Annotated in this window: 17 protein-coding genes and 1 pseudogene; 11 read left to right on the top strand and 7 right to left on the bottom strand. The window is 61.1% G+C overall.

The window, feature by feature from the left end; genetic code table 11:
• Positions 1–112: 112 nt before the first annotated feature.
• The 4 genes from ACEG18_RS05390 (at position 113) to ACEG18_RS05375 (ending at position 6,586) form a co-directional block, all read left to right on the top strand.
• Positions 113–2,083, top strand: coding sequence for a peptidase U32 family protein (locus ACEG18_RS05390; RefSeq protein ID WP_349100646.1), 1,971 nt, complete (start codon positions 113–115; stop codon positions 2,081–2,083).
• Between the two features lie 97 nt (positions 2,084–2,180).
• Positions 2,181–3,392, top strand: coding sequence for a tyrosine--tRNA ligase (tyrS, locus tag ACEG18_RS05385; protein ID WP_347493079.1), 1,212 nt, complete (start codon positions 2,181–2,183; stop codon positions 3,390–3,392).
• Positions 3,393–3,764: 372 nt separating this feature from the next.
• Positions 3,765–5,585 carry an adenine deaminase gene (locus tag ACEG18_RS05380; RefSeq protein WP_372541645.1) on the top strand — a complete coding sequence of 607 codons (1,821 nt, stop codon included), beginning with the start codon at positions 3,765–3,767 and terminating at the stop codon, positions 5,583–5,585.
• A 206-nt stretch (positions 5,586–5,791) separates the two neighbouring features.
• A complete protein-coding gene (locus tag ACEG18_RS05375) occupies positions 5,792–6,586 on the top strand; it encodes a Cof-type HAD-IIB family hydrolase (protein ID WP_372541643.1) in 795 nt (264 codons plus the stop codon).
• A 120-nt stretch (positions 6,587–6,706) separates the two neighbouring features.
• On the opposite strand, the gene ACEG18_RS05370 is transcribed toward ACEG18_RS05375, so the two are convergent.
• The 7 genes and pseudogenes from ACEG18_RS05370 to ACEG18_RS05340 all read right to left on the bottom strand — a co-directional run bounded on the left by ACEG18_RS05370 (position 6,707) and on the right by ACEG18_RS05340 (position 11,314).
• Complete coding sequence (locus ACEG18_RS05370) at positions 6,707–7,549, bottom strand: Cof-type HAD-IIB family hydrolase (protein ID WP_195569050.1); 843 nt, start codon at positions 7,547–7,549, stop codon at positions 6,707–6,709.
• Positions 7,550–7,636: 87 nt separating this feature from the next.
• The gene (locus tag ACEG18_RS05365) at positions 7,637–9,055 is read right to left on the bottom strand and encodes a citrate synthase (RefSeq protein ID WP_372541642.1); all 1,419 of its coding nucleotides are present in this window, start codon (positions 9,053–9,055) and stop codon (positions 7,637–7,639) included.
• A gap of 77 nt (positions 9,056–9,132) precedes the next feature.
• A complete protein-coding gene (locus ACEG18_RS05360) occupies positions 9,133–9,420 on the bottom strand; it encodes an ACT domain-containing protein (protein WP_006235289.1) in 288 nt (95 codons plus the stop codon).
• Positions 9,421–9,816: 396 nt separating this feature from the next.
• On the bottom strand, positions 9,817–10,383 hold the full coding sequence (locus ACEG18_RS05355) for a tyrosine-type recombinase/integrase (RefSeq protein ID WP_349100650.1): 567 nt from the start codon (positions 10,381–10,383) through the stop codon (positions 9,817–9,819).
• A 55-nt stretch (positions 10,384–10,438) separates the two neighbouring features.
• Positions 10,439–10,522, bottom strand: a pseudogene (locus tag ACEG18_RS05350) (tyrosine-type recombinase/integrase); the annotation flags it as partial.
• 18 nt (positions 10,523–10,540) lie between these two features.
• Positions 10,541–10,792: a helix-turn-helix domain-containing protein gene (locus ACEG18_RS05345; protein WP_006235292.1), complete on the bottom strand. Its 252-nt coding sequence runs from the start codon at positions 10,790–10,792 to the stop codon at positions 10,541–10,543.
• A gap of 9 nt (positions 10,793–10,801) precedes the next feature.
• Complete coding sequence (locus ACEG18_RS05340; protein WP_372541639.1) at positions 10,802–11,314, bottom strand: hypothetical protein; 513 nt, start codon at positions 11,312–11,314, stop codon at positions 10,802–10,804.
• 552 nt (positions 11,315–11,866) lie between these two features.
• On the opposite strand from ACEG18_RS05340, the gene ACEG18_RS05335 reads away from it, so the two are divergent.
• The 7 genes from ACEG18_RS05335 to prfB all read left to right on the top strand — a co-directional run bounded on the left by ACEG18_RS05335 (position 11,867) and on the right by prfB (position 22,206).
• Entirely contained in the window at positions 11,867–14,089 is a 2,223-nt protein-coding gene (locus ACEG18_RS05335) for a hypothetical protein (RefSeq protein WP_372541637.1), read from the top strand.
• A gap of 5 nt (positions 14,090–14,094) precedes the next feature.
• Positions 14,095–14,835, top strand: coding sequence for an ABC transporter ATP-binding protein (locus ACEG18_RS05330; protein WP_117769450.1), 741 nt, complete (start codon positions 14,095–14,097; stop codon positions 14,833–14,835).
• A gap of 279 nt (positions 14,836–15,114) precedes the next feature.
• On the top strand, positions 15,115–16,803 hold the full coding sequence (locus ACEG18_RS05325; protein ID WP_372541635.1) for an ABC transporter ATP-binding protein: 1,689 nt from the start codon (positions 15,115–15,117) through the stop codon (positions 16,801–16,803).
• A gap of 1 nt (position 16,804) precedes the next feature.
• A complete protein-coding gene (locus tag ACEG18_RS05320; protein ID WP_118266514.1) occupies positions 16,805–17,149 on the top strand; it encodes a hypothetical protein in 345 nt (114 codons plus the stop codon).
• A 368-nt stretch (positions 17,150–17,517) separates the two neighbouring features.
• A complete protein-coding gene (rpmE, locus tag ACEG18_RS05315) occupies positions 17,518–17,943 on the top strand; it encodes a 50S ribosomal protein L31 (RefSeq protein ID WP_006235303.1) in 426 nt (141 codons plus the stop codon).
• Positions 17,944–18,250: 307 nt separating this feature from the next.
• Positions 18,251–21,058 (top strand): preprotein translocase subunit SecA, encoded by a 2,808-nt coding sequence (gene secA / locus ACEG18_RS05310; protein ID WP_372541632.1) that lies wholly within the window; start codon positions 18,251–18,253, stop codon positions 21,056–21,058.
• Entirely contained in the window at positions 21,058–22,206 is a 1,149-nt protein-coding gene (gene prfB, locus ACEG18_RS05305; RefSeq protein WP_372541631.1) for a peptide chain release factor 2, read from the top strand. The genes secA and prfB overlap by 1 nt, the downstream gene beginning before the upstream one ends.
• Positions 22,207–22,311 lie beyond the last annotated feature (105 nt).

Below are 22,311 nucleotides of genomic sequence, written 5' to 3'. Positions count from 1 at the left end.
ATGGACATAAGTTATTACACGATAAACCAAACGAGGCGCGCGAGGCCTCGTGTATGCTGGATGACGGTATTTTTCAGAGTGAATGCATACCTTGTTGGTAAGGAGTTTGCCGATGGCGATTCGGGCGACGGGGCCGAGTGGACAATGCGATAACGAGCCGGGGGCTGCCGAGGCGGCGCTGCCCGAGCTGCTGGCGCCTGCCGGCGGACTCGATCAGATGCTCGCGGCGATTGCAGCGGGTGCCGATGCCATCTATGCGGGCCTGGGCGGGTTCAACGCCCGCGTGAGCGCACACGGCTTTACCGACGACGAGTTCGCCCGCGGCTGTGCCGTGGCGCGTGCGTATGGTGTGCGCGTGTATGCGACGCTTAACGTATTTGTGTTCGACGACGAGTTGGCCGACGCGGTGGCACTGGGGGCACACGCGCAAGAGTTGGGTGCCGACGCCCTGATTGTTGCCGACGCCGGATTGGTATGCGCGTTGCGCGCGGCGATTCCCGGGGTCGAGATTCACCTGTCCACGCAGGCGGGCGTTCATAGCGAAGGCGCCGTGCGCCTGGCTGCCGATGAGCTCGGGGTCGAGCGCGTGACGACCGCCCGCGAGCTGGCAGTCGACGAGATTGCCGCCTTGTGTGCTACCGGCGTGCCTATCGAGGTGTTCTGCCACGGTGCGATTTGCATTGGATATTCGGGCGCCTGTGAGTTTTCGGCCCTGCGGCGTGGACGATCGGCGATGCGCGGCGACTGTACGCAACCGTGTCGCTTGGCGTACGACCTGGTGGACGAGGCGGGGGAGAGCGTCGTTTCCGTGGAGGGCGATCGTCTGCTGTGCCCGCGCGATTATCTGGGCATTGCGCACCTGCCCGAGCTTGTTGGGGCCGGGGTGGCGTCGCTCAAGATCGAGGGGCGCATGAAAAACCCCGACTACGTGTTCAACGTGGTGCGGGTGTGGCGTCGTGCACTCGATATGCTGCGCGATGGCGCGTGGGATGCCGCTGCCGTGTCGGCGCTCGAGCGCGAGCTGGGCAGGTCGTTCAACCGCGGGTTTACCGATGCGTATCTGCGGGGGCGATCGGGTGCTGAGCTCATGAGCTTTGAGCGTGCGATTAACCAGGGCGTGCGCGTGGGCCACTTGGTGACGGTGGGTCACGAAGAGGTGACCGTCGAACTCGATGCCGCCGTGGCCGCGGGCGACACGCTCGAGATCCGGTTCTATCCGGGTGCCGATGCACGCCCCGATGTGCCCAAGCGCTGGCCCCAGGTGCCCTGTCCGGTGGATGCTGCGGCGGGGGAGCGCGTTGTCGTGCACTGCAAGCGCAAGGTGGATGCGGGATGCGAGGTGTACCTGATTCGTAGCGCCGGCGTGTTGGAGCAGACGGCGACGGCGCTGGGGCACATGCGGGTCGAGGCGGACGCGGTCGTACCCGTTGCACGAGCCGTTGAGATACTGCCCTTTGAGGCCGCCATGACTGTTGGCGACGTGCCCGAGGCGGCGTTGACGGAGCCGACGGAAAAGGGGGCTTCCGATCGCATGGTCTTTGCCTGGCGGCTGATGGATGCCGACCCGCGCGGAGAACTCGATTTGTCCGACGTCGTTGTGGTGCTTGACGAGGTCTGTCGTGCAGCCGATGCCTCGCGTACCCGCTCGCTTATGCGGCGTGCCGGGCGCGTCGTCTGTCGTAATCTGGGACAGGTGGCGATGGCGCGTGAGCTGGGCGTGGCGTTTGACGTTGCGGCACCGGTGTTTTGCGCAAACCGGGTTACGCTTGCCTGGCTACGCGGGCTCGGCGCGGGCTGTGTGTATGTGCCTGCCGAGCTTGTCGCCCACGACGCGGAGCGTGTTGCCGAGCTTTCCGCTTGCCCCGGTGTCTTGGGGCCTGTCGATGCCGGCCGTCCCGAGCTCATGGTGTGCGAGCACTGCTTGCTGACTGCCGAGGGCACCTGCGCCACGGATGCGACGGGGCAGGTCCGTTGCCGTGACTGCTCGCGCCGTCAGCAGGGGCGCTTTTTGGTCGAACGTGACGGTACGCGTTTGCCGGTCGTTATCGACGCGTGCGGCAGGACGAGGATTTTCCTGTCGTAGGTGTTCGGCCGCGCCGTTTTGGTTATTATGAGTGGGTTTATGAACTTCGAGCACCGCCGTATCCGGTGAGGGTGCTATAGCAAAAGGAGGATACCCAATGCTGTCTGTCGACGAGCAAATGCGTATCATCACCTCGGGCGCAGCGCAGATCGTCCCCGAGGCCGACCTTCGCAAGAAGCTTGAGAAGGGCGAGCCCCTCAACATCAAGCTCGGCGTCGATCCTACCAGCCCCGACCTGCACCTGGGCCATGCCGTGCCCCTGCGCAAGATGCGTCAGTTCCAGGACCTGGGCCACAACGTCACCCTCATCATCGGTAACGGTACCGCACTGATCGGCGACCCCTCGGGCAAGAACTCCACCCGCCCGCAGCTTTCGCAGGAGCAGATCGAGGCCAACGCCGAGACCTATGTCAGCCAGGCCATGAAGATCCTGGATCCCGAGAAGACCACCATCGTGCACAATGGCGACTGGATCCTGTCGATGGATCTGGCCGGACTGCTGCAGGTGTGCTCCAAGTTCACCGTCGCCCGCATCCTCGAGCGCGATGACTTTACCAAGCGCTACCAGTCCCAGACGCCGATCGCCCTGCACGAGTTCCTGTACCCCGTGATGCAGGCCTTCGACTCCGTTCAGATCAAGGCCGACGTGGAGATGGGCGGCACCGACCAGCTTTTCAACCTGCTCGCTGGCCGCGAGCTCATGGAGAAGATGGGCATGGAGCCGCAGATCGCGCTCACCATGCCGCTGCTCGAGGGCACCGATGGCGTGCGCAAGATGTCCAAGTCCTACGGCAACTACATCGGCCTGACCGATGCTCCCAAGGATATGTTCGGCAAGACCATGTCCATCCCCGACGAGATGATCGGCAAGTACTATCGTCTGGCCAGCTCGCTCACCCCGGCCGAGGTCGACAAGATCGACGCCGCCCTGGCCGATGGTTCCGCCGACCCCTACGAGCTCAAGCGCGCTCTGGGCCGCGACCTGTGCGATACCTACCACGGCGCCGGCGCCGGTGACGAGGCCCAGGCCGAGTTCGACCGTGTGTTCAAGGAAGGCCAGCTTGCCGACTTCCCCGAGAAGCACGTCGAGCTGACCGTTAACGACGAGGGCCAGATCTACCTCGCAGGCCTGCTTAAGGACCTGGGCCTTTCAGCGAGCGCCGGCCAGGCCCGTCGCGACATCGACGGCGGCGGCGTCAAGATCAACGGCGAGGCCGTGGCTCCCAAGAGCTATAACATCGACCCCAGTGCCCTCAAGCTGGGCGACACCCTTTCCGTGGGCAAGCGCAAGGGCTTCAAGCTTATTTAGTTACGCGGTTTTACCAAACCGCGTAACCGGTCGACGCTGCAAACCCGCCAGAGCGGCAATCTGCCTTTCAACTTCGGCGGCATGACCATAAGGTCAATGCCGCCTCGTTTCAAGGCACCTTGCTCGCTCTGGCGGGTTTTCGCTGTCGTTGCCAAAATATCGGCGCTGCCGTGGCTGGCGCTTGGGGGTGGCACTTGGGGACGCTCCTTGTCATTGGTGCAAAGCGGCCTGTCTCCATTGCGCCAAGCGGCGTATGTCGTTAAGCGGAGGGGCGTATTGTTGGCCCATCGTTTGGGCATACAATGGCTATTAGTTTGCTGCGGTGAAGGTCTGTCCGCTCCGCAGCTTTTTTCTACAGTAGAAGGAGTATGTATGTCCGTTGAGGTCATGAGGTCTGTGATCGAGGCCGCCGAGGGTCGTGTGCCCGTCGACACGCTGTTTACCAATGCGCAGATTGTCGACGTATATGGCCAGCGCGTGGCGCCCGGTAGCGTTGCCGTCAAGGACGGTGTGATCGTCGGCGTGCTCTACGATGGTCGCGACGATGCCGCCGGCACCTACGAGGCAACTGAGGTCATCGACTGCCAGGGTCGCTATCTTGCCCCCGGCTTTATCGACGGACATTTGCATATCGAGTCCTCGAACATCCGTCCCGCCGAGTATGCGCGCATGGCGGCGACGCGCGGCACCACCACTGCCATTGCCGACAGCCACGAGATCGCCAACGTTGCCGGCCTGGACGGCTTGCGCTTTATGATCGAGGACGGCCGCCGTGCGCCCATCTCCATCAAGTACATGATGCCTTCGTGCGTGCCCGCGCTGCCCGACGAGCAGGCCGGCGCCGTCATTTCGGCTGCCGATATGCAGGCGTTTTTTGCCGAGCATCCGGGCGATGTCTTTGGTCTGGGCGAGATGATGAACCTGCCGGGCGTCTTTATGGCCGATCCCGAGACCTGCGCCCGCATCGATGCTGCCAACCAGACGCCGTCCAAGCAGGTCGACGGCCATGCGCCGCTCGTTGCCGGCAAGGACCTCAACGCCTATGCCGCAGCGGGCATTATCGCCGACCACGAGTCGACGATTCCCGAGGAGGCACTCGACAAGCTGTCCCGCGGCATGTATGTGATGCTGCGTGAGGGCACGTGCAGCCACGACCTGGCCAATTTGTCCCCGATGCTGCTGGAGAACCCTGTCCGCGCCCGCCGCTGCTGCTTTGCGACTGACGACCGCGCCCCTTCCGATGCACTTGCGACCGGCATGATCGACAATGCCTGCCGCGTGGCCATCGAGGCCGGCATCGACCCCGTGGTCGCGATCTCCATGGCGTCCCTCTCCACGGCCGAGGCGTTTGGCCTGGACCACGGTTGCCGCGACCCGCACGAGCTGCGTGGCGCCATCGCCCCGGGCAAGCGTGCCGACCTGCTGGTGCTCAACGACCTGACGTTTGCCACGGCTCCGCATCGCGTATATGCCGCTGGTGCTCTGGTGGCGCAGGACGGCACCTTTGTGGGCGAGATCGCGCCCGAGATGGCCGAGGTTGCGGCCCTTGCCGATGAGCTGCGCGCCTCCGTTAAGCTGCCGAAGCTTTCGCTCGACGTGTTCGACTATGCCTTTAAGCCGGGCGAGGCCGTGATCGACGTGGTGCCGGGTAAGGCCATCACGGGTATGGCTCGCCCCGAGAGTGCCGAGGGCCTGCGCCGCATTATGCTGATTGAGCGCCATGGCCGCGGCGTGTCACTGCAGGCCGAGGGCACCGACGGTGACGGCCCCGCGGGTCTGGGCCTGGTCGGCAAGCATATCGGCCGTGGTTGGGTGCGCGGCTTTACCATCACGGGTGGTGCCATCGCCTCGACGATTGGCCACGATTCGCACAACGTATGCGTCGTGGGCGATAACGCTGCCGATATGATGGCGGCTGTTGAAGCCGTGGGGCAGGGCGGCCACGTGCTGGTGCGCAACGGCGAGGTCGTGGCGCGTATTCCGCTGGCGCTCGGTGGCCTGATGAGCGAGGGCACGGCCGAGGATGTCGCCGCGCAGCACGACGACTTTATGGTCAAGGCGCGCGCCATGGGTATCGAGCCGCCGCTCGATCCCATCATGGGCATCATCTTCCTGCCCCTGCCGGTGATCCCGACGCTCCGCATCCGCCCCGAGGGCATGTTCGACGTCACCACCTTCACCTACGCCGACTAGTCATCGGGGACGTTCTTAAACGACTAGTCGCCTGCGACGCTCTTTGGCGTGTCGCCTGACGCTGCGACCGTGGGACCTCTGGCGCGCGTGAGCTATTTGCCAGGTCCTTGTAACGTTTATGTCTGCGGGGTCTTATTCGTGCTCCCTTTGGGTACGGTGGGTTCGGATAGATGCCCGATTCCAACAAGCCCGAAGGGAGCTTTTCTATGTTTAAACTGATTGCATCCGATATGGACGGCACGTTGCTTGACGAAAACAGCCAGGTGCCTCCCGAGACCTACAAACTGATTTTGGCGCTACGCGAGCATGGCGTGCATTTTGCCGTATCGTCAGGCCGCCGCTACGATCGCCTGTGCGAGTTCTTTGCACCCGTTCTCGACAAGATGGACTTTGTCGCCGCCAACGGCGCCCAGGTCTACGCCGACGGTAAGATGGTAGACCGTGAGGTGTATTCCCACCTGGCGATTCGAAGGCTCGCCCAAGCCGTCAGGACGTTTCCCAATCTGCATCTTGCGCTCTTTGACCGAACCAAGTCCTTCCTGCTCGATGACGAGTGCAAGTTCGTGCGTGAGGTCGATAAGGACCTTCCCAATGCCGAGCGCATTTGGGAGCTGCCCGATCCCAGCGTAAATATCATCAAGGCGAGTATCTTTTGCGATGACTGTGCCGTTATGGACAGTGCCTACGTACTGCAGCGCGAGCTTGGCCAGCTCTTTACCTTTGCGCCTTCTGGAAACGCATGGATCGATGCCATGCAGCCCGGTGTGTCGAAAGCCTCGGGAATCGAGCAGCTCATGGAGCACTATGGCGTCGAACGCGACGAGGTCATGGCGTTTGGCGACTCGATGAACGACTACGAGATCATTCGCTTTGTCGGCACGGGCTGCGCGATGGAAAACGCGCGTCCCGCGCTCAAGGCGGTGGCCGATCGCGTGGTGGGTTGTAATCGCGACCACGCCGTCCAGCAGGAGCTCCGTCGCGTGCTGGAGAGTCTCGCTTAATCCGGCAGATGGGGACGTTCCTTTTCTGCCGGCAGTGGGGGGACAGTCCTTGCAGCTTTTTTGCGAAGACTGTCCCCAACGACTAGTCGTTTAAGAACGTCCCCAATGACTACCCAACGACTAAGCGAGGGCGGCCATGATGGTGCGGGCGACGCCGTCGTGGTCGTTGTCGTATTCGGTGATGGCGTCGGCGGCCTCGCGGTCTTCGGACTCGGCGTTGATCATGGCCATGCCGTGGCCCGCTGCCTGTAGCATGGGGATGTCGTTGATGTTGTCGCCGAACGCCCAGGCGTCGGCGAGACGCTCGCCCAGGTGCTCGCATAACCACGTGAGGGCCGTCCCCTTGGTGGCGCCCTCGCCCATGACCTCGATATTCATGGCGTACGAACGCGTGACCTCAATGCCTTCGAGCGTGTCGAGCGCCGCCGCGATGGCGTCGCGATCGGCCGGGTCGTGCCAGTACATGGCGATGCGTTCGAGCGTCTCGACCTCGTCGATCTTGCTGTCGATATCCATGTCGATCGGTGTTCGTGTGCGCTTGAGCGAAGCCGCGATGTGGGGGTCGCCGCCACAGAACTCATCCAGACGCCCGTATAGCGAGCGGGGGAGGAAGCACTGCCCATCCGCGAAGATATCGAAGGTCACATCGTGGCCGGCGGCAATGCGATGGATGCGGTGGGCAATGCCACGGTCGAGCGGACGGCTCAAGATGCACGTGGCGCGCGAGACGTCGGTGGGCGTACCGGCGTCGAGCTGCCAGACGCTGGCACCGTTGGCGCAGACCGCGTAGTGTACGGCGGGGTGAGCGAGGATGGGCTCAAAGATGCCTGACAGCGGGCGCCCCGTGCAGGGCACAAACTCAACACCGCGGCGCGCAAGCTCGTCGAGCATCGCCCAGGTGGCGTCGCTCATCTGCTTGTCACTCGTCAGCAGCGTTCCATCCATATCGGAAAACACAATCATTCGATGCAGCCCTTTCTACTGGCATAAAAAGCGTGGCCGAGGGCGGTGATGCCCTGGCCACGCTCGGGTTCTATAACGGTCCGCGTCCTAGCGATCGGCGAGCGGCTTGTACTCCAGCGGATCGATCACCGGACGGTATGCCGGGCGGATGATGCGATGCGCGCAGAAGAGCTCTTCCATGCGGTGCGCCGACCAGCCGGCCATGCGGGCGACGGCGAACAGCGGCGTAAAGAGCGTCTCGGGCACGCCGAGCATCTTGTAGATAAAGCCCGTGTACAGGTCGATGTTGGCGCAGATGGGCTTGGTCATGCCGTGATCGCGCATCACCTGCGGGGCCAGACGCTCGATGCGCTCGATGAGTGCGAACTCTTCGCCCAAGTCCTTCTTGGCTGCCAGCGAGCGCGCGTAACGGCGGCACACCTCGGCGCGCGGGTCGCTCAGCGTGTAGACGGCGTGGCCCATGCCGTAGATGAGGCCCGTGCCGTCGAAGGCCTGCTTGTCGAGGATCTTGCCCAGGTAGGCTGCGACCTCGTCCTCGTCCTCCCAGTTGGAGACATGCGCACGGATGTCCTCGTGCATGGACACGACCTTGGCGTTGGCGCCGCCGTGGCGCGGACCCTTGAGCGAGCCGATAGCCGCGGCGTAGGCGGAATACGGGTCGGTGGCCGAGGAGGACAGCACGCGGCAGGCAAACGTGGAGTTGTTGCCGCCGCCGTGCTCGGCATGCAGCATGAGCATCACGTCGAGCAGCATGGCCTCGTCGCGGGTGAATGCCATGCCGCCGCGCAACACCTGCAGGATGGTCTCGGCGGTGGAGAGACCGGGTGTGGGGTGCGGTACATGAACCTCGGAGCCGCGGCGCTTGGCGACCGAGGCCATATGCGCGAAGGCGGCGATGCGGGGGAGACGGGCGAGCATGGAGATGGCGACGTCGATTTCGTGCTCGGGCGTGATCACGTCTGGCTCGGCATCGAAGGCGTAGAGCAGCAGCACGGCGCGCTGGAGCACGTTCATGATGCTCGACGACACCGTGGTCATAGGGAACTCTTTGACGTACTCGTCGCTCAGATGTCTAAAGGCGCCCAGGCGCTCGCAGAAGCCGTCGAGCTCTTCCTTGTTGGGCAGCGAACCCGTGATAAGCAGATAGGCGACTTCCTCGTAGCCGTAGCGATTCTCGGCCTGGGCATTGTTGACCAGATCCTCGATGCTGTAGCCGCGAAGCGTGAGCTTGCCCTGATCGGGCACGACCTTTCCGTCGACCTTGTTGTAGCCGTGCACATCCGAGATGCGAGTGAGGCCCGCGACCACGCCCGAGCCGTCGGCATTGCGCAGGCCGCGCTTGACATTGTGCTCGACAAACAAGCCCTCGTCATAAGGGTCGGTCGGCAGGCCGTGGTAGAGGCTTTCGCTCTCGGGCGAAATCTGGCGGCTTGCTTCGTAATCCAGAACCAGGCGGCTCAAGTGGTCATCGAAGCGGTAATAGATTTTCTTGGCGTCGTAGGCCATGCGCGCTCCTCTCCGGGCCGCATCGGGGTGATTTGCATGGGCATGCGCGCGTCAGGCTATCCCCAGCGGCTTGCTCGCTACAGGCGGTACATAAAGTTGAAGACGTCCTCGCGCTGGATGGACACGTTGACGCCCGAAAGCTCGCCGGCCTCGGCCAGCGCCTTCTGCAGCTCGGCGAAGTCGAGCTTGGACTCGGCGGTATCGGCCAGCATGGTCATGGTGAAGATGTCCTCGATAATGGACTGCGTGATGTCGCGGATGTCGACGTTGGCCTCGCCTAGGACACGGGTGACGCCGGCGACGATGCCGGGGCGGTTCTTGCCAAGGACGGTGATGACGATACGGGAGGACGAGATCTCGGCCATGGGAAACCCTTTCGCGTGATTGCGGCGCGCGCGGGGCGCTCCGCTACGGTACAGTGTTCATCATTGTACCTGTCTGGCGCAAAAAAGGCGCGCTCGCTGCGGCGTTACATGCCTGCAACATGAGCGTAAGGGGGAAGGCCGCACGGGGAAGAGCCGTCTGGCGCGTGTCCGGCTCGTGTTGGGTTGATTTCCGATCTCGGCCGAACACATTGAGCGGACAGGCCGTTCCCGCAGTCAGCCGAACGCCTCCGACGGCTGATTCCGAACTGGAAGCGGAGGGCATCCCCGCCCTTCGTTAGGGGATACCGCTCCGCGGCGCATGCCGCGGGCGGCGCCCCTATCGGACCACCGTGACCTCAGTTGGGATGGGCCCAGCACTGCCGCGTACTCGGTGAGCTAGAGCCAACTGTTCGTCTTCACGTCGCGTATGGCGATATTTCGGTCGTCCGGCTCGGTGATGCCGTAGCCGAACGCCTGGAGCGTCTCGATGGACTCCTGGATCCTCTGTTGGAACATGGGACCCGGATCGACCCTCGGCCCGAGGTGCCCGCGCCAAAGGCACGGCGTGGCGCGCAGCATGTTATGGATTTTGGAGATGGGCTCGATGTCGGCGTAGACGTTGAGCGTCGCCATGGCGTCCTTGTGGCCGAGGATCGATTGGAGCGCCTTGATATCGCCGCCTTGGCGGATCCACTGCGTTGCGAACGTGTGGCGAAGGCCGTGGAACGTGATCAGCTCGTCGTTGGTGCCCATGAGGCCGTTGGTCTCCGAGAACGTCTTGAACGCCCTGCGGATATAGCTTGTCGTCGCGAAGGTCGCGCCCGGCTCCGACAGGATGTAGCAGTCCCCGATCTCGACCGCCCCGGTAAGGTCGCGCAAGCGCAGCTTTCCGCAGTCGATCTCGTGGGTCTCCTTCAGGAAGGGGAGTAGGCCGACCGGGTCGATGGGGACCCCTGGCGTCATGGGTCTTGGTGTCCTTGATGAACGAACCCATTCCCTTCGCGTACGCCACCGAGTGTCTGATCGAGATTAGGCCCGTCTCGAAATCCACATCGCACCACCGAAGGCCGCAGACCTCGCCGATTCGCATCCCCGTGTGCAGGGCGAGTACGACCGCCCTCTAATCCTCGGCGGACCAATCGAGTCCGAACTCCTTTCGGGCATCCTCTTCGCTCATGACTTCGAGAAGGTCTCCGGGTTGGCAACGAAGGGCGAGGCATAGCTGCTCGAGTGTGTTGAAGCGAATGCCGCGAATATGCCCTTTTTTAATACGGGACAGGTTCACGGGCGTGGTTCCAATCCTTTCGGCAAGTTCGTTCGAGGAAATCTTTCGCTCGGCCATGATCTTGTCGAGGCGAACAATTACGGGCATGGCGTTTCCTTACGCAATCTCGTCGGAGTCGAGGTACAGCTCTCGGGCGTACAAGAAGAGCTGGGAAAGCATGAACAGGACGATGCCGAGAACCAGAGAGGTCCACTCGAATGATGAAGCGATCTCTTGGGCGCCGACGGCCCCCTCGCCGCCAAACATCGAAACGGAGGTTTTGAGTGAGCCGGCGTAGAGGCTGGTGGCAGCTTGAACAACGAAGAGAATGCCGAGCACCTTCAAGCATGTCGCAGACCCTTTCTTGAAGGGGTCTCCGCTCTTGATCGTCCACACGAGAACGGCGCTGAGGATGGTCGTAGCGATACCGATGACGGCAGGGACCAATGTCGAGATCGCAAGGGCTGGATACGCGGGGGAGTCTGCAATTACAGGGTTGTCGAGCACTTCGATTGCTGGCTTTAAGGAGAACGCCACTTGTGCGATGGCGGTGGCGCAAAGGGTCGCAGAGGCTATCGCACATGCGATGCGGAAGGAATGAAGCCGGGGAGTGCGATTGTCGGAACTCATAATAACCTCCGGAGAATTTAAAAAATTCAGGTTACTTTTTAATAGTTTATGTTAAATTGACTTTACCGGCAAGTAATCACAGCATGCTGCAACCGAAACCCCTCTAGATTGGAGAGGATTATGTTCAGTACTGTTAAGTCGTGTAAGCTCTTGGTTTTCCTCGGCCTCGCTCTTTGTCTGTTGCTGCCGGGAGCCCCCGCTTTTGCGGATACCCCGATGCCTCCTTCCCAGGAGAGCAGCCAGTGTGCCCTCGTTGAGCCCCTCGGGTATACGGACGACGTCGTCGATACCTACTGGAGCTACAGCTGTCCTCGCGGCGTAAGCGGGCACAGCATCTCGATGTTCAACATCTCTTACAAGACGATCTCCTACCGAAATGGCTATCGCCGATCCGCGCATCATAGGGAATCCCGCCTCGCTGCAATGTGCTCCTGTGGTGTTCTTGGCACAACTGATAAATGGCAATTTGTCTATAGCACCTACTAGATGCGAGGAAGGGCCGAGCATTTTGTTCGGCCCCTCTGTTCCGACTGGATGAGGTTAAGGTTGGCGATGAATATGCTCAAAATCTCGAAGGCGATCTTTAGGTCGCTTCTCTCCTCCAGGTCGCTCTGTGTTGTCGTTGTTGCGTTGATGGTTCTTTGTGCTCTGCCCGTCTTCAGGAGCGCGGCTGGCATCGACGGACGGGTCGAATACCTCGAGTCGGGAATAACCCGTGTTGAGCAGGAATTGTCAGCATCCTATGCGGATGCGCTTGTGAATGCGGGGGAGGACGGTGTCTATACCTCTTCATCAAGCATGCCCGCGCTTCTGTACCCTCTTGCCGCGGGACGTCTTATCTTGGCACCGCTCTCTCCCCTACTTCCGTTTCTGCAGATATCGGATGGAGAGTACACCTATTATGACGGATCGAAGGAGTACTTGCTATGGGTCGCAACGGCCGTTGCCGTCTCGTTCCTTGCCGCGCGTCTTAACAAACGTGAAAAGCTCATCATCCAGGCACCGATGGGCGAGCTGGGTAGACTTGTTGCATCGAGCGTATGGGCGAGTGTTTTTGCAATGCTTGCCGTCCTCGCCATCAATCTTCCAGGGATAATCGCCGCGCTTGTGAAGAATGGCCCGGGCTCGCCGTTCTATCCGATAGGCTACATTCAATATGCGACTCCGGTTATCAAACCGGCTTGGCTGGTGTTCGCGCAGACGGCCATCTTGCAATTCTTGGTGGCAGCGTTCATCTCGCTTGTCGTTCACCTTGCCGTGAAGATTGCCAATAACCCTACGCTTGGAATCGTGTTCGTATGTGCCCTGATGGGGGTGACGATGGTTCCCGGGTATTACGGAAGATCCATCGCTTTACGTGAGTTCGCCCTGTTGAATCCCCTTACGTATGCGAACACTGAGTTGACCGTCGGCGCCTATAGCCCGTACCCGACAACGCAGATAGTGAATCTGCCTGGACTTTGCTTCGAGCGTGGCGCGATTGCCCTCGTATGCGCAATCGGGATCGAGGTGCTGGCAATTAGCCTGCTTTGCGTTGCTGGAAAGAGCGGCTGCGCGTGCCCGATATCCCCGATTTGTCTTGAGAGAGGTTCCTTCACTGCATCGAGAACGGCAACTCGTTCGAGCGCTTGTGCCTCCGCCGTTACATACGTAAGAACGATGGGGAAACTGCTCCTGCGTTCTCCTACCCTCGCCGTATGCGCGATTGCAATGTCGACGACGATGCTGGCCCCGGCTCTGGTCGAGATGTTTCCTGACGCTGATAACGTTTCCGCTGTTCGGTATAGGGATGGGGAGCTCCGTTCAATAGATCGGTATCTAGAGCAGAACGCTGCGAATATGGACGTCGAGGGCAAAGCGGCCCTGGAAGACATGCGGGATGCTCTTTCGGGTTTCGTGTACGCGCCTATGCCTGCGGAGGGGTTTCGAAGCCTTGCGACGTACGAGCGCGCTCGAGGTGAGCTGGGCGCGGCAGATGCGACTCTCCTGCAATCGATCGGAATCGAGCCGGAGACTCCTTCTCGTGCGGAGGCGCGCGCCCTTCTGCTTGAGTCGATCGCGAGCTTGCCGGACCCCAAGGTTTACGAGTTAAGTACGAAGATGCCCCCATTAATCCTCCTTTCGTATCTCCAGGCAGCGCTTCCCTCCTTATTTTTGCTGTTGCCCGTGGTTGTCACATCGCTCGCGTGCACCCACCTGCAGTGTCGTTCCCTTCTGGTTCTCCAGATCCCCGCAACAGCGCATGTGCGTTTTCTGACGGCTGTTGCGCTGGCTCTCCTGCTTGGCTTGGTGCTGCTTTTGGTGTCGATGGTTCCCGCTGTCGTTGTGTCCGTGATTAAGAACGGTGCGGGTGGATCGGAGTATCCCGTCGCTCTCATTCGGGCGGGAGCTTCGACAACGTCCACGGTGGGGGAGGCGGTGTTGTGCAGTATTCCGTTGCTGGTCATGGCATACGGCGTGATTTCCGTCGTCGCTGCGTTGACAGCAGCGATTAGCCGCAACCCCGTTGTCACCGGAATGGTTTGCGCGGTTCTCTTGGTGTTGGGTTCGTTGAGCGCTCATGTTGAAAGCGTGGGCATGGGCGTCGCGCTGCTGGCTCCATTCGCCTCGTTTGATCCCGCTTCCCAGGTGGGGACGATTGGGTTCCTTGGGCGAGGGACGAACGCGATGCCTTTTGGAGAGGTCGTCGGCGCATCGGGCGCTCTGCTGGTGGTCTTGGGCGCCGTATCTCCGTTGATGGTGCGCCTGAGTGTTCCAAAGATCGAAAGGGGATGATCTCGATGATTGACCTTCAAACGCTGACGATCTCTTATGGAAAGAAGGTGCTCGTAGATTCGGTGAACGCTGAGTTTGCCCCGGGTACGGTCTACGGTCTCGTCGCTCCGAACGGGCATGGAAAGACGACGTTGCTGCGTGCGATGGCAGGTTTGCCGGGTCCTCGCGTGGACGGGAGCATCGTTCTGGATGAGGTGCAGGGTACGGGTGCGAGAGAGGTCCGTTCTATGATCTTCTATGCACCTGGTGAGGGGACGTTGCTGTATCCCGGATTGCGTGCGGAAGATCACCTCAAGATGGTTTGCGATATGTGGCCGCATGCTCGCGATATCGAAGAGATAGTGGAACAAACGCAGATAGGCGAGTTCGCGAAGATGAGGATCCGCACTCTGAGCCAGGGCATGAAGCAGCAGCTTACCCTGGCGATCGCGTATGCGACGGGCGCGCGGTACCTTCTATTAGATGAGCCCATGAACGCGCTCGACCCCAGCAGGGTGGACTTGCATTCCGAGATTCTCAGGAAGCTGGCCGATTCTGGTACGTGCATCATCATGTCATCCCACATCTTGGATTCGGTCGATAGGCTGTGCGATGAGATTCTGTTTTTGAAGGATGGGAGGCTCATTAGAAGCATTCCGCAAGATGATGCTGCGCCGAAGTCTCCTGGATCTCATTTCGCAAAGCCTGCCGGACGCGCCGAGGGTGCGCTAAGCACGTATCGGCGACTCTACGAAAAGGGCGGGTAGAAATGCAAGTTAAAAATCTATGTGGCCAATGTGATACCGTTGAACCCGCATATCGATACCGCTCAGCCATTCGCCTCGCCCCCGTCGCACGTATCTTCATCCGGTCTGTTACTTTTAATCTAACAATTCTTTGAGGAACGTAGGTGCTTCTGAATGTACTGTCGACTTCTTCTCAAACTAATCCTAAGAGACAAGGCCGTATGGGTTTGTACGCTCGTTCTCGCTGCAGCCTTCTCCGTCCCCATTGCGTTCAATTCACCCATCTACGGGCCCTTCTTTATGAAACAGGGCATGCAGGGCTTTGTCGACGCATTCAATACGCGCGCGCCCCAGGCCAGCGGCACAGACCTATCTCCAGAGCAGCAAGATGACGCGGAGCTTGCAAGATACGCGAACGCCGCCCTCGCCGCTCAAACCGACGCCGCCTTTCTCGATTCTGCCGAGAGCTACTACGCGCTCATGGGCGAGGGCTTCCAATCCGGGTCCATCGTGGGAGACCGAGAGACCAATGACGCAGACCTCGCGTATTGCCGCGCCCTGAGCAGCTCCGGCATCACGGATATCCCGGCCTCCGCAAACGACCTGCCATTCCTTTCCTTCCTGCCTTACGCCATTGCCCAGGCGCCGTCTTTCCTTCCCTTCATCCCCTTCCTTCTCTCGTCGATACTCCTGCTCGGCGCCACAAGGCCCGGTACCCTGGCGGCAAAGGCGCCCGCACCCAAATTCCGGCGCCTTATCCAGATCGTGTTTTCGATAATCGTCGCGGGGACCGCGATGCTCCTCGCCGGCCTCGCACCCGGGGGCATTTACGCCTTGGCCCTAAACGGCTTCGGGCAGATCGGGTACCCGATCGCCTTCTTCCATGACGGCGCGCTCACCACCACGACCGCGGGAAACGTCTTCACGACCATACTTCTCGCGCTGCTCGCGGGCGGAACCTTGATATCCGTTTGCTCCGCCGTCCTATCGACCGCAACGAGGCGCGTCCTCGCGGGCCCCCTTGCCTCCGCGCTGCTTGTCGCGGCCCCGGCATTCCCGTTATTGTCCGATTCGGCACTGGGGCATAATGCCGTGCTCGGGCTCCTGCCGCTGGCCGTGTTCTCGCCTATCGAGGCAACGGGTTACGTAGGATGCTTCCCGACAGAATTCATTGGCTCCGGTTCGGGCGGCGCATCGATGCTTGCCGTGGCCCTGGCATACGTCGCGGTCCTTTTTACGGTCGGCGCCGTTGCGACACGTTCCCCCAAACAGGCTGGACCCGCTAAAAAGCACCATGGGCTCGAGCTTCTGGACGTGAGCGTGGGATACGGAAGCACGACGATACTTTCAATCGGGTCGCTTTTCCTGAGCCCGGGAACGGCGGCGGGCCTCGTTGCTCCCAACGGCTCGGGGAAAACCACCCTTCTGGAAGCGCTGTCGGGCCAATTTCCCACCCGTATCCGATCGGGAAGCCTGGCGGCAGACGGAATCTGCCAACGTCGATCAGCCGAATTTGCAGAACTCGTCTACCTGAGCTCTTCGGGCAGCGCGGATCTCTATCCCACGCTATCGGCCCTCGAGCACCTTGCCTTCGTTAGGGAGGAGTGGAAACCAGCCACCGACGTCGACTCGCTCTGCAACTCCCTCGGAATCTCCCCATATCTCGACAAGCCGACCCGTAAACTCTCGACGGGAATGAAGCAGCAGGTAAAGCTTGCCATGGCGATAGCGACCGATTGCCCGTACCTCATCCTCGATGAGCCGCTGAACGGCCTCGATCCGGGAAAGCGGAAAACCTCCTGCGACGCGATGCGCAGCGAAGTGGCGCGGGGACGCAGCGTGCTCATTTCAGGCCATCTACTCGACGACCTGGCAGACCTCACCGACTCGTTCTACTTCATCGAGTCCGGCACGCTCGTGGAAAAGACCGAGTCGTCCTCGCAGACGCTCAAGCAGGAATACCTCGATACATACGAGGGAGGTGAATGACATGAAACTATTTGAACAGCTGAAGTCCAATGCGTCGCGCATGGCTGTCTACGCCATCCTCGTGGCAACGGCTTTATGCGGAATCGCGGCACCCGTCTATGCGCTCAACGGGGAGAAAGGCGATGTCGAACCCGCGTACATGGCTTCGACGGTTAAGGACCGGTACAAAGCCTTCTCTGGAGACACGTTTTACGTAGCAGAGTACGACACGACCTACCGTCAGCTTCGCTACAACAAGAGATACGAATATCTAGGCCCAGAAGTAATCAGCTATACATCGGGTTGGTACCGCTCCAGCTATGGACACATAACCCAGTTCAAGTGTAACTACCGTGTGTACAACTAAAGCAACCCGGCCGGGACGAGGGGCGACGCAAAAGCGTCGCCCCTCGTTTTTAACCATGTCAACTGAACCTAGTTCAGTTTGGTTGATTTCCGATCTCAGCCGAACACATTGGGCGGAAAGGCCGTTCCCGCAGTCAGTCGAACGTCCCCGGGGCCCTTCTCAGGCCCCGGGGACGGCATTTTCCCAGTTGAAGGAACGGTGGAGATGTGTTTCGATGGGTCAGATTCGTGTCGTTCCGAAAAGACCGTGAACCTTTTGTGGGACACGCGGCGCCGTGGTACCATAGCCGAGTTTGTTGTCTTGGTCGGAAACCAAGACGCCTTATGCGCTGATCGGTAACCAGCGCCTGACCAATAAGGAGTCCTACCATGAAGCAGGGTATCCATCCCCAGTATGTCGAGTGCACGGTGACGTGCTCCTGCGGCAACACCTTCAAGACGCACGCTACCGTGTCCGAGATGAAGGTCGAGCTTTGCAACGAGTGCCACCCGTTCTACACCGGCCAGCAGAAGTTCGTCGACACCGGTGGACGCGTCCAGCGCTTCGCCGACAAGTTCGGTGGCGCCGCTGCCGCCCAGCTCAAGAAGGCCGAGGAGGCCAAGGCCGCCAAGGCCGCCAAGGCTGCTGAGGCCGAGGCCGCTCGCAAGGCCGCCGCTGAGGCTAAGGCCGCCGAGAAGGCTAAGCGTGCTGCTAAGTTTGCCGAGGAGGCTGCCAAGCAGGCCGCCGAGGCTCCCGCAGAGGCTCCCGTCGAGGAGGCCGCTGCCGAGGCCGAGACCACCGAGGCTGCTGAGTAAATAGCTCGCCGCGGAATCGCTCGCATTCATGGCATAAGGGTCGTGCATCCGTTTGGGTGCGCGGCCCTTTTCTTTTTATTGGCGCAAGCTAACCTGTCCCCGTGGCACCAAATGGCAGAGAGACGGCGTTTGCTCAGATAAAACCTGCCAAAATAAACCTGTTCCATTGCGGCAGGTTGGTCATAGTTATTACGTGGCGGTCGAGGTCGACCGTATAGGCCGCGCCTTGTTTGGCTAAAGTACAATCATCTGTGTTTAACTCGCCCGCAGCTGCACGGCGTGGGCGATGGCCAAAAAGGAAAACCACATGGGATTCATGTCAAAGCTGCTGTCCTTTGGATCCGATAAGGACCTTAAGCGCTACTACAAGATCGTCGACCAGATCAACGGTCTTGAGCCCCAGTTTGAGAAGATGACCGAGGAGGAACTCCGCGGCCAGACCGATAAGTTCCGCGAGCGTTACGCCAACGGTGAGTCGCTCGACGACATGCTCCCCGAGGCCTTTGCCACCGTGCGTGAGGCTTCCAAGCGCACCATGGGTATGCGTCACTTTGACGTGCAGCTCATTGGCGCCATGGCACTGCACGAGGGCCACATCGCCGAGATGAAGACCGGCGAAGGTAAGACCCTCGTCTCCACGTTGGCCGGCTATCTCAACGCTATTGCCGGCAAGGGCGTGCACGTCGTTACTGTCAATGATTACCTTGCCAAGCGCGACTCCGAGTGGATGGGCCGCATCTATAAGTACCTGGGCATGACCGTCGGTCTGCTCCAGAACAACATGCCGCTTGAGCTCAAGCGCCCGGCCTACCAGGCCGACGTCACCTACGGCACCAACTCCGAGTTCGGCTTTGATTACCTGCGCGACAACATGGTCACCCGTCCCGAGCAGCGCGTGCAGCGCGGTCACAACTACGCCATCGTCGACGAGGTCGACTCCATCCTGATCGATGAGGCCAGGACGCCGCTCATTATCTCGGGCGCCGGCACTAAGTCCGCCAGCACCTACAAGGACTTCGCGCGTGCCGTGCGTGGCCTTGAGTGCGGCGAGGACGTGTCGCACGACATGCTCACCGCCACCGAGGACGTCGAGCCCACGGGCGACTACGTCATGGACGAGGCCAAGCACACCATCGCCGCCACCGAGCGCGGCCTTAAGAAGATCGAGCGCCGCCTGGGTATCGATGACATCTATGCCGATCTCTCCGGCCAGCTTGTCAACCACCTGCAGCAGGCGCTGAAGGCCCAGTACATGTTCCATCGCGACAAGCAGTACGTGGTCACCAACGGCGAGGTCAAAATCGTCGACGAGTTCACCGGCCGCATCATGGAGGGCCGCCGCTACTCCGAGGGCCTGCATCAGGCCATCGAGGCTAAAGAGGGCGTGCTCGTGCGCGAGGAGAACCAGACGCTGGCAACCATCACCCTGCAGAACTACTTCCGTCTGTATGACAAGCTCTCCGGCATGACCGGTACGGCGCTCACCGAGGACGCCGAGTTCCGCGAGATCTACAAGCTGCCCGTCGAGGTCATTCCCCCCAACAAGCCCGTGCAACGTGTTGACCACGAGGACTTGGTCTACCGCACCATCCAGGCCAAGTACAACGCCGTTGCCGACGACGTCGAGCGACGTCACGCCAAGGGCCAGCCGGTCCTGGTGGGCACCGTCTCCATCGAAAGCTCCGAGAAGCTGTCGGCCGCCCTTACCAAGCGCGGTATCGCGCACGAGGTCCTCAACGCCAAGCACCACGAGCGCGAGGCCCATATCGTTGCCCAGGCCGGACGCTACGGCGCCGTGACCATCGCTACTAACATGGCCGGTCGTGGTACCGACATCCTGCTGGGCGGCAACCCCGACGAGCTGGTGCGCGAGCGCCTTGAGTACGAGGGCCTGACCATGGAGGACGTGACGCCCGAGCAGCTCGAGCAGTTTAACGCCGAGGCCAAGGAGACCTGCAAGGCCGAGCGCGAGCGCGTGCTTGCCGCCGGCGGCCTGACCGTCATCGGCACCGAGCGCCATGAGTCCCGTCGTATCGACAACCAGCTGCGCGGCCGCTCCGGTCGTCAGGGCGATCCGGGCGAGACTCAGTTCTACCTGTCGCTCGAGGACGACCTCATGCGCCTGTTCGGCGGCGACAAGATGGACCGCGTCTCCAAGATGATGGTCTCCGCCGACATGGGCGACGACATGCCCATCCAGCACAAGATCATCTCCAAGGCCGTCGAGAGCGCCCAGCACAAGGTCGAGAGCATCAACTTCTCCATGCGCAAGAGCGTCCTCGAGTACGATGACGTCATGAACAAGCAGCGCCAGGTCATCTACGCCGAGCGCAACAAGATTCTGGACGGCAAGGATCTGACCGACCACATCACCGAGGTCATGCACGACACCGTGTACCGCTGCGTGCAGGAGTTCTGCACCAAGGACAGCCACGATGGCGAGCGCGATCTCGAGGGCCTGCGCAAGTGGGTCGTGGAGCTCACCGGGCATATCGATACGCCCAAGTTCCCCGACGAGGACTTTGAGGCCCTGGCTGCCGATGTCCTGGCCTACGTTGAGAAGTGCTACAACATGAAGGCCGAGCGCCTGGGTGAGGACCTCATGCGCGAGCTCAACACCCAGGTCATGCTGCGCGTCATCGATACCCGCTGGATGAACTACCTGCAGGAGATGGACTACCTCAAGACCGGTATCGGACTGCGCGGCTTTGGTCAGCGCGACCCGCTGGTCGAGTACAAGACTGAGGCTTATGGTGCCTTCCAGATGCTCGTTGACACCATGTACGAGGATTACCTGCGCACCGTTCTGCGCATCGAGATCAAGGCCGCCCCGCGGGCCGTGGAGCACAAGGAGGACCCCGCGCTCGAGGGTGCGCGCTTCTCCGGCCCCGCCGACGTCGATGGCGACAACGGCAGCTCGGTGCTGCGCAAGCAGGCACAGGTTCAGGCTCGTACGGCCGTCCAGGGAGGCCCGGCTGCTGTCAACAACGGCGGCAAGGTGACCACCTACCGCAAGTCCGAGAGCGATGACCCTTATGTCAACGTGGGCCGCAACGACCTTTGCCCCTGCGGCAGCGGCAAGAAGTTCAAGTACTGCCACGGCAGGAATCGTTAATGGCCGAGGCTTTAGAGGTAACGCCCGCCGAGCTGGACGCGTTTGCGGACCGGCTCGGCGAGGTCGAGTCGTATCTTCATTTGGACGAGAAGCGCACGCGCGTGACCGAGCTCGAGGCAAAAAGCGTGGCCCCCGGCTTTTGGGATGACGCCGACGCCGCTCGCGCAACCATGGAGGAGATCGCTCGCGCCAAGGAAGATATCGCTGCCATGGATACCGCGCGCGGCGAGCTATCTGACGCCCGCGCGGCGCTTGAGCTTGCCGAGGAGATGGGCGACGACCCCGATGCCGCCGCATTGCGCGAGGAGGCTGCCGCTACGGCAGAACGCCTGGCCCGCGCTATCGACGAGCTCGAGCTTTCGAGCTGGTTTACCGGTGAGTTCGATCACGGCGACGCGATTGTGACCATCAAGCCCGGACAGGGTGGCCTGGAGGCGCAGGACTGGACCTTCATGCTCTTTAAGATGTACATGAAGTACTGCCAGCGTCGCGGCTGGAAGGTCACCATTAACGACTGCCCCGCGGCTGAGGTCATCGGTATCGACCGTGCGACCTTTACCGTCGAGGGCAAGGACGCGTTTGGCATGCTGCGCGCCGAGGCCGGCGTCCACCGTCTGGTGCGCATTAGCCCTACCGACGACAAGAAGCGCCGCCAGACCACGTTTGCCGGCGTCGAGGTCATCCCCGTGCTGCCTGACGATATCGACATCGAGATCAGTCCCGACGATATCCGCGTGGACGTGTATCACGCGAGCGGCCCGGGCGGCCAGGGCGTCAACACCACCGACTCCGCCGTACGCGTGACGCATTTTCCCAGCGGCATCGTTGTCACTTGCCAAAACGAGCGCAGCCAGATTCAAAACAAGGCCGCGTGCATGCAGATTCTCAAGGCCCGTCTGTACGAGATCGAGCTCGAGAAGCGCGCCGAGGCCCTGGATGAGATTCGCGGACCCAAGACCACGATCGGTTTTGGCAACCAGATTCGCAGCTACGTGCTCTATCCGTATCAGATGGTCAAGGACCTGCGGACGGGCGTGGAGACCAGCAACGTCGAGGCCGTTCTCGACGATGGCGATCTGGATCCGTTTGTGATCGGCTACCATCGTTGGGCAACCGGCAACGCCGATGCGGAAGGCTCGGACGCCTAGGCACATGGTTGGCTTCGGGTCGATGCAAACACTTCGCAGGGGTGGTATTTGCTCGGTGAATCGGTAGAATCGAATACAGCAAGAAGTTCAAAGCGCACTCGTTTG

Origin of the sequence: Collinsella aerofaciens (assembly GCF_041537385.1) — a bacterium.
Lineage (GTDB): Bacteria > Actinomycetota > Coriobacteriia > Coriobacteriales > Coriobacteriaceae > Collinsella > Collinsella aerofaciens_BV.
This window is presented reverse-complemented; position numbering and strand designations above follow the sequence as displayed.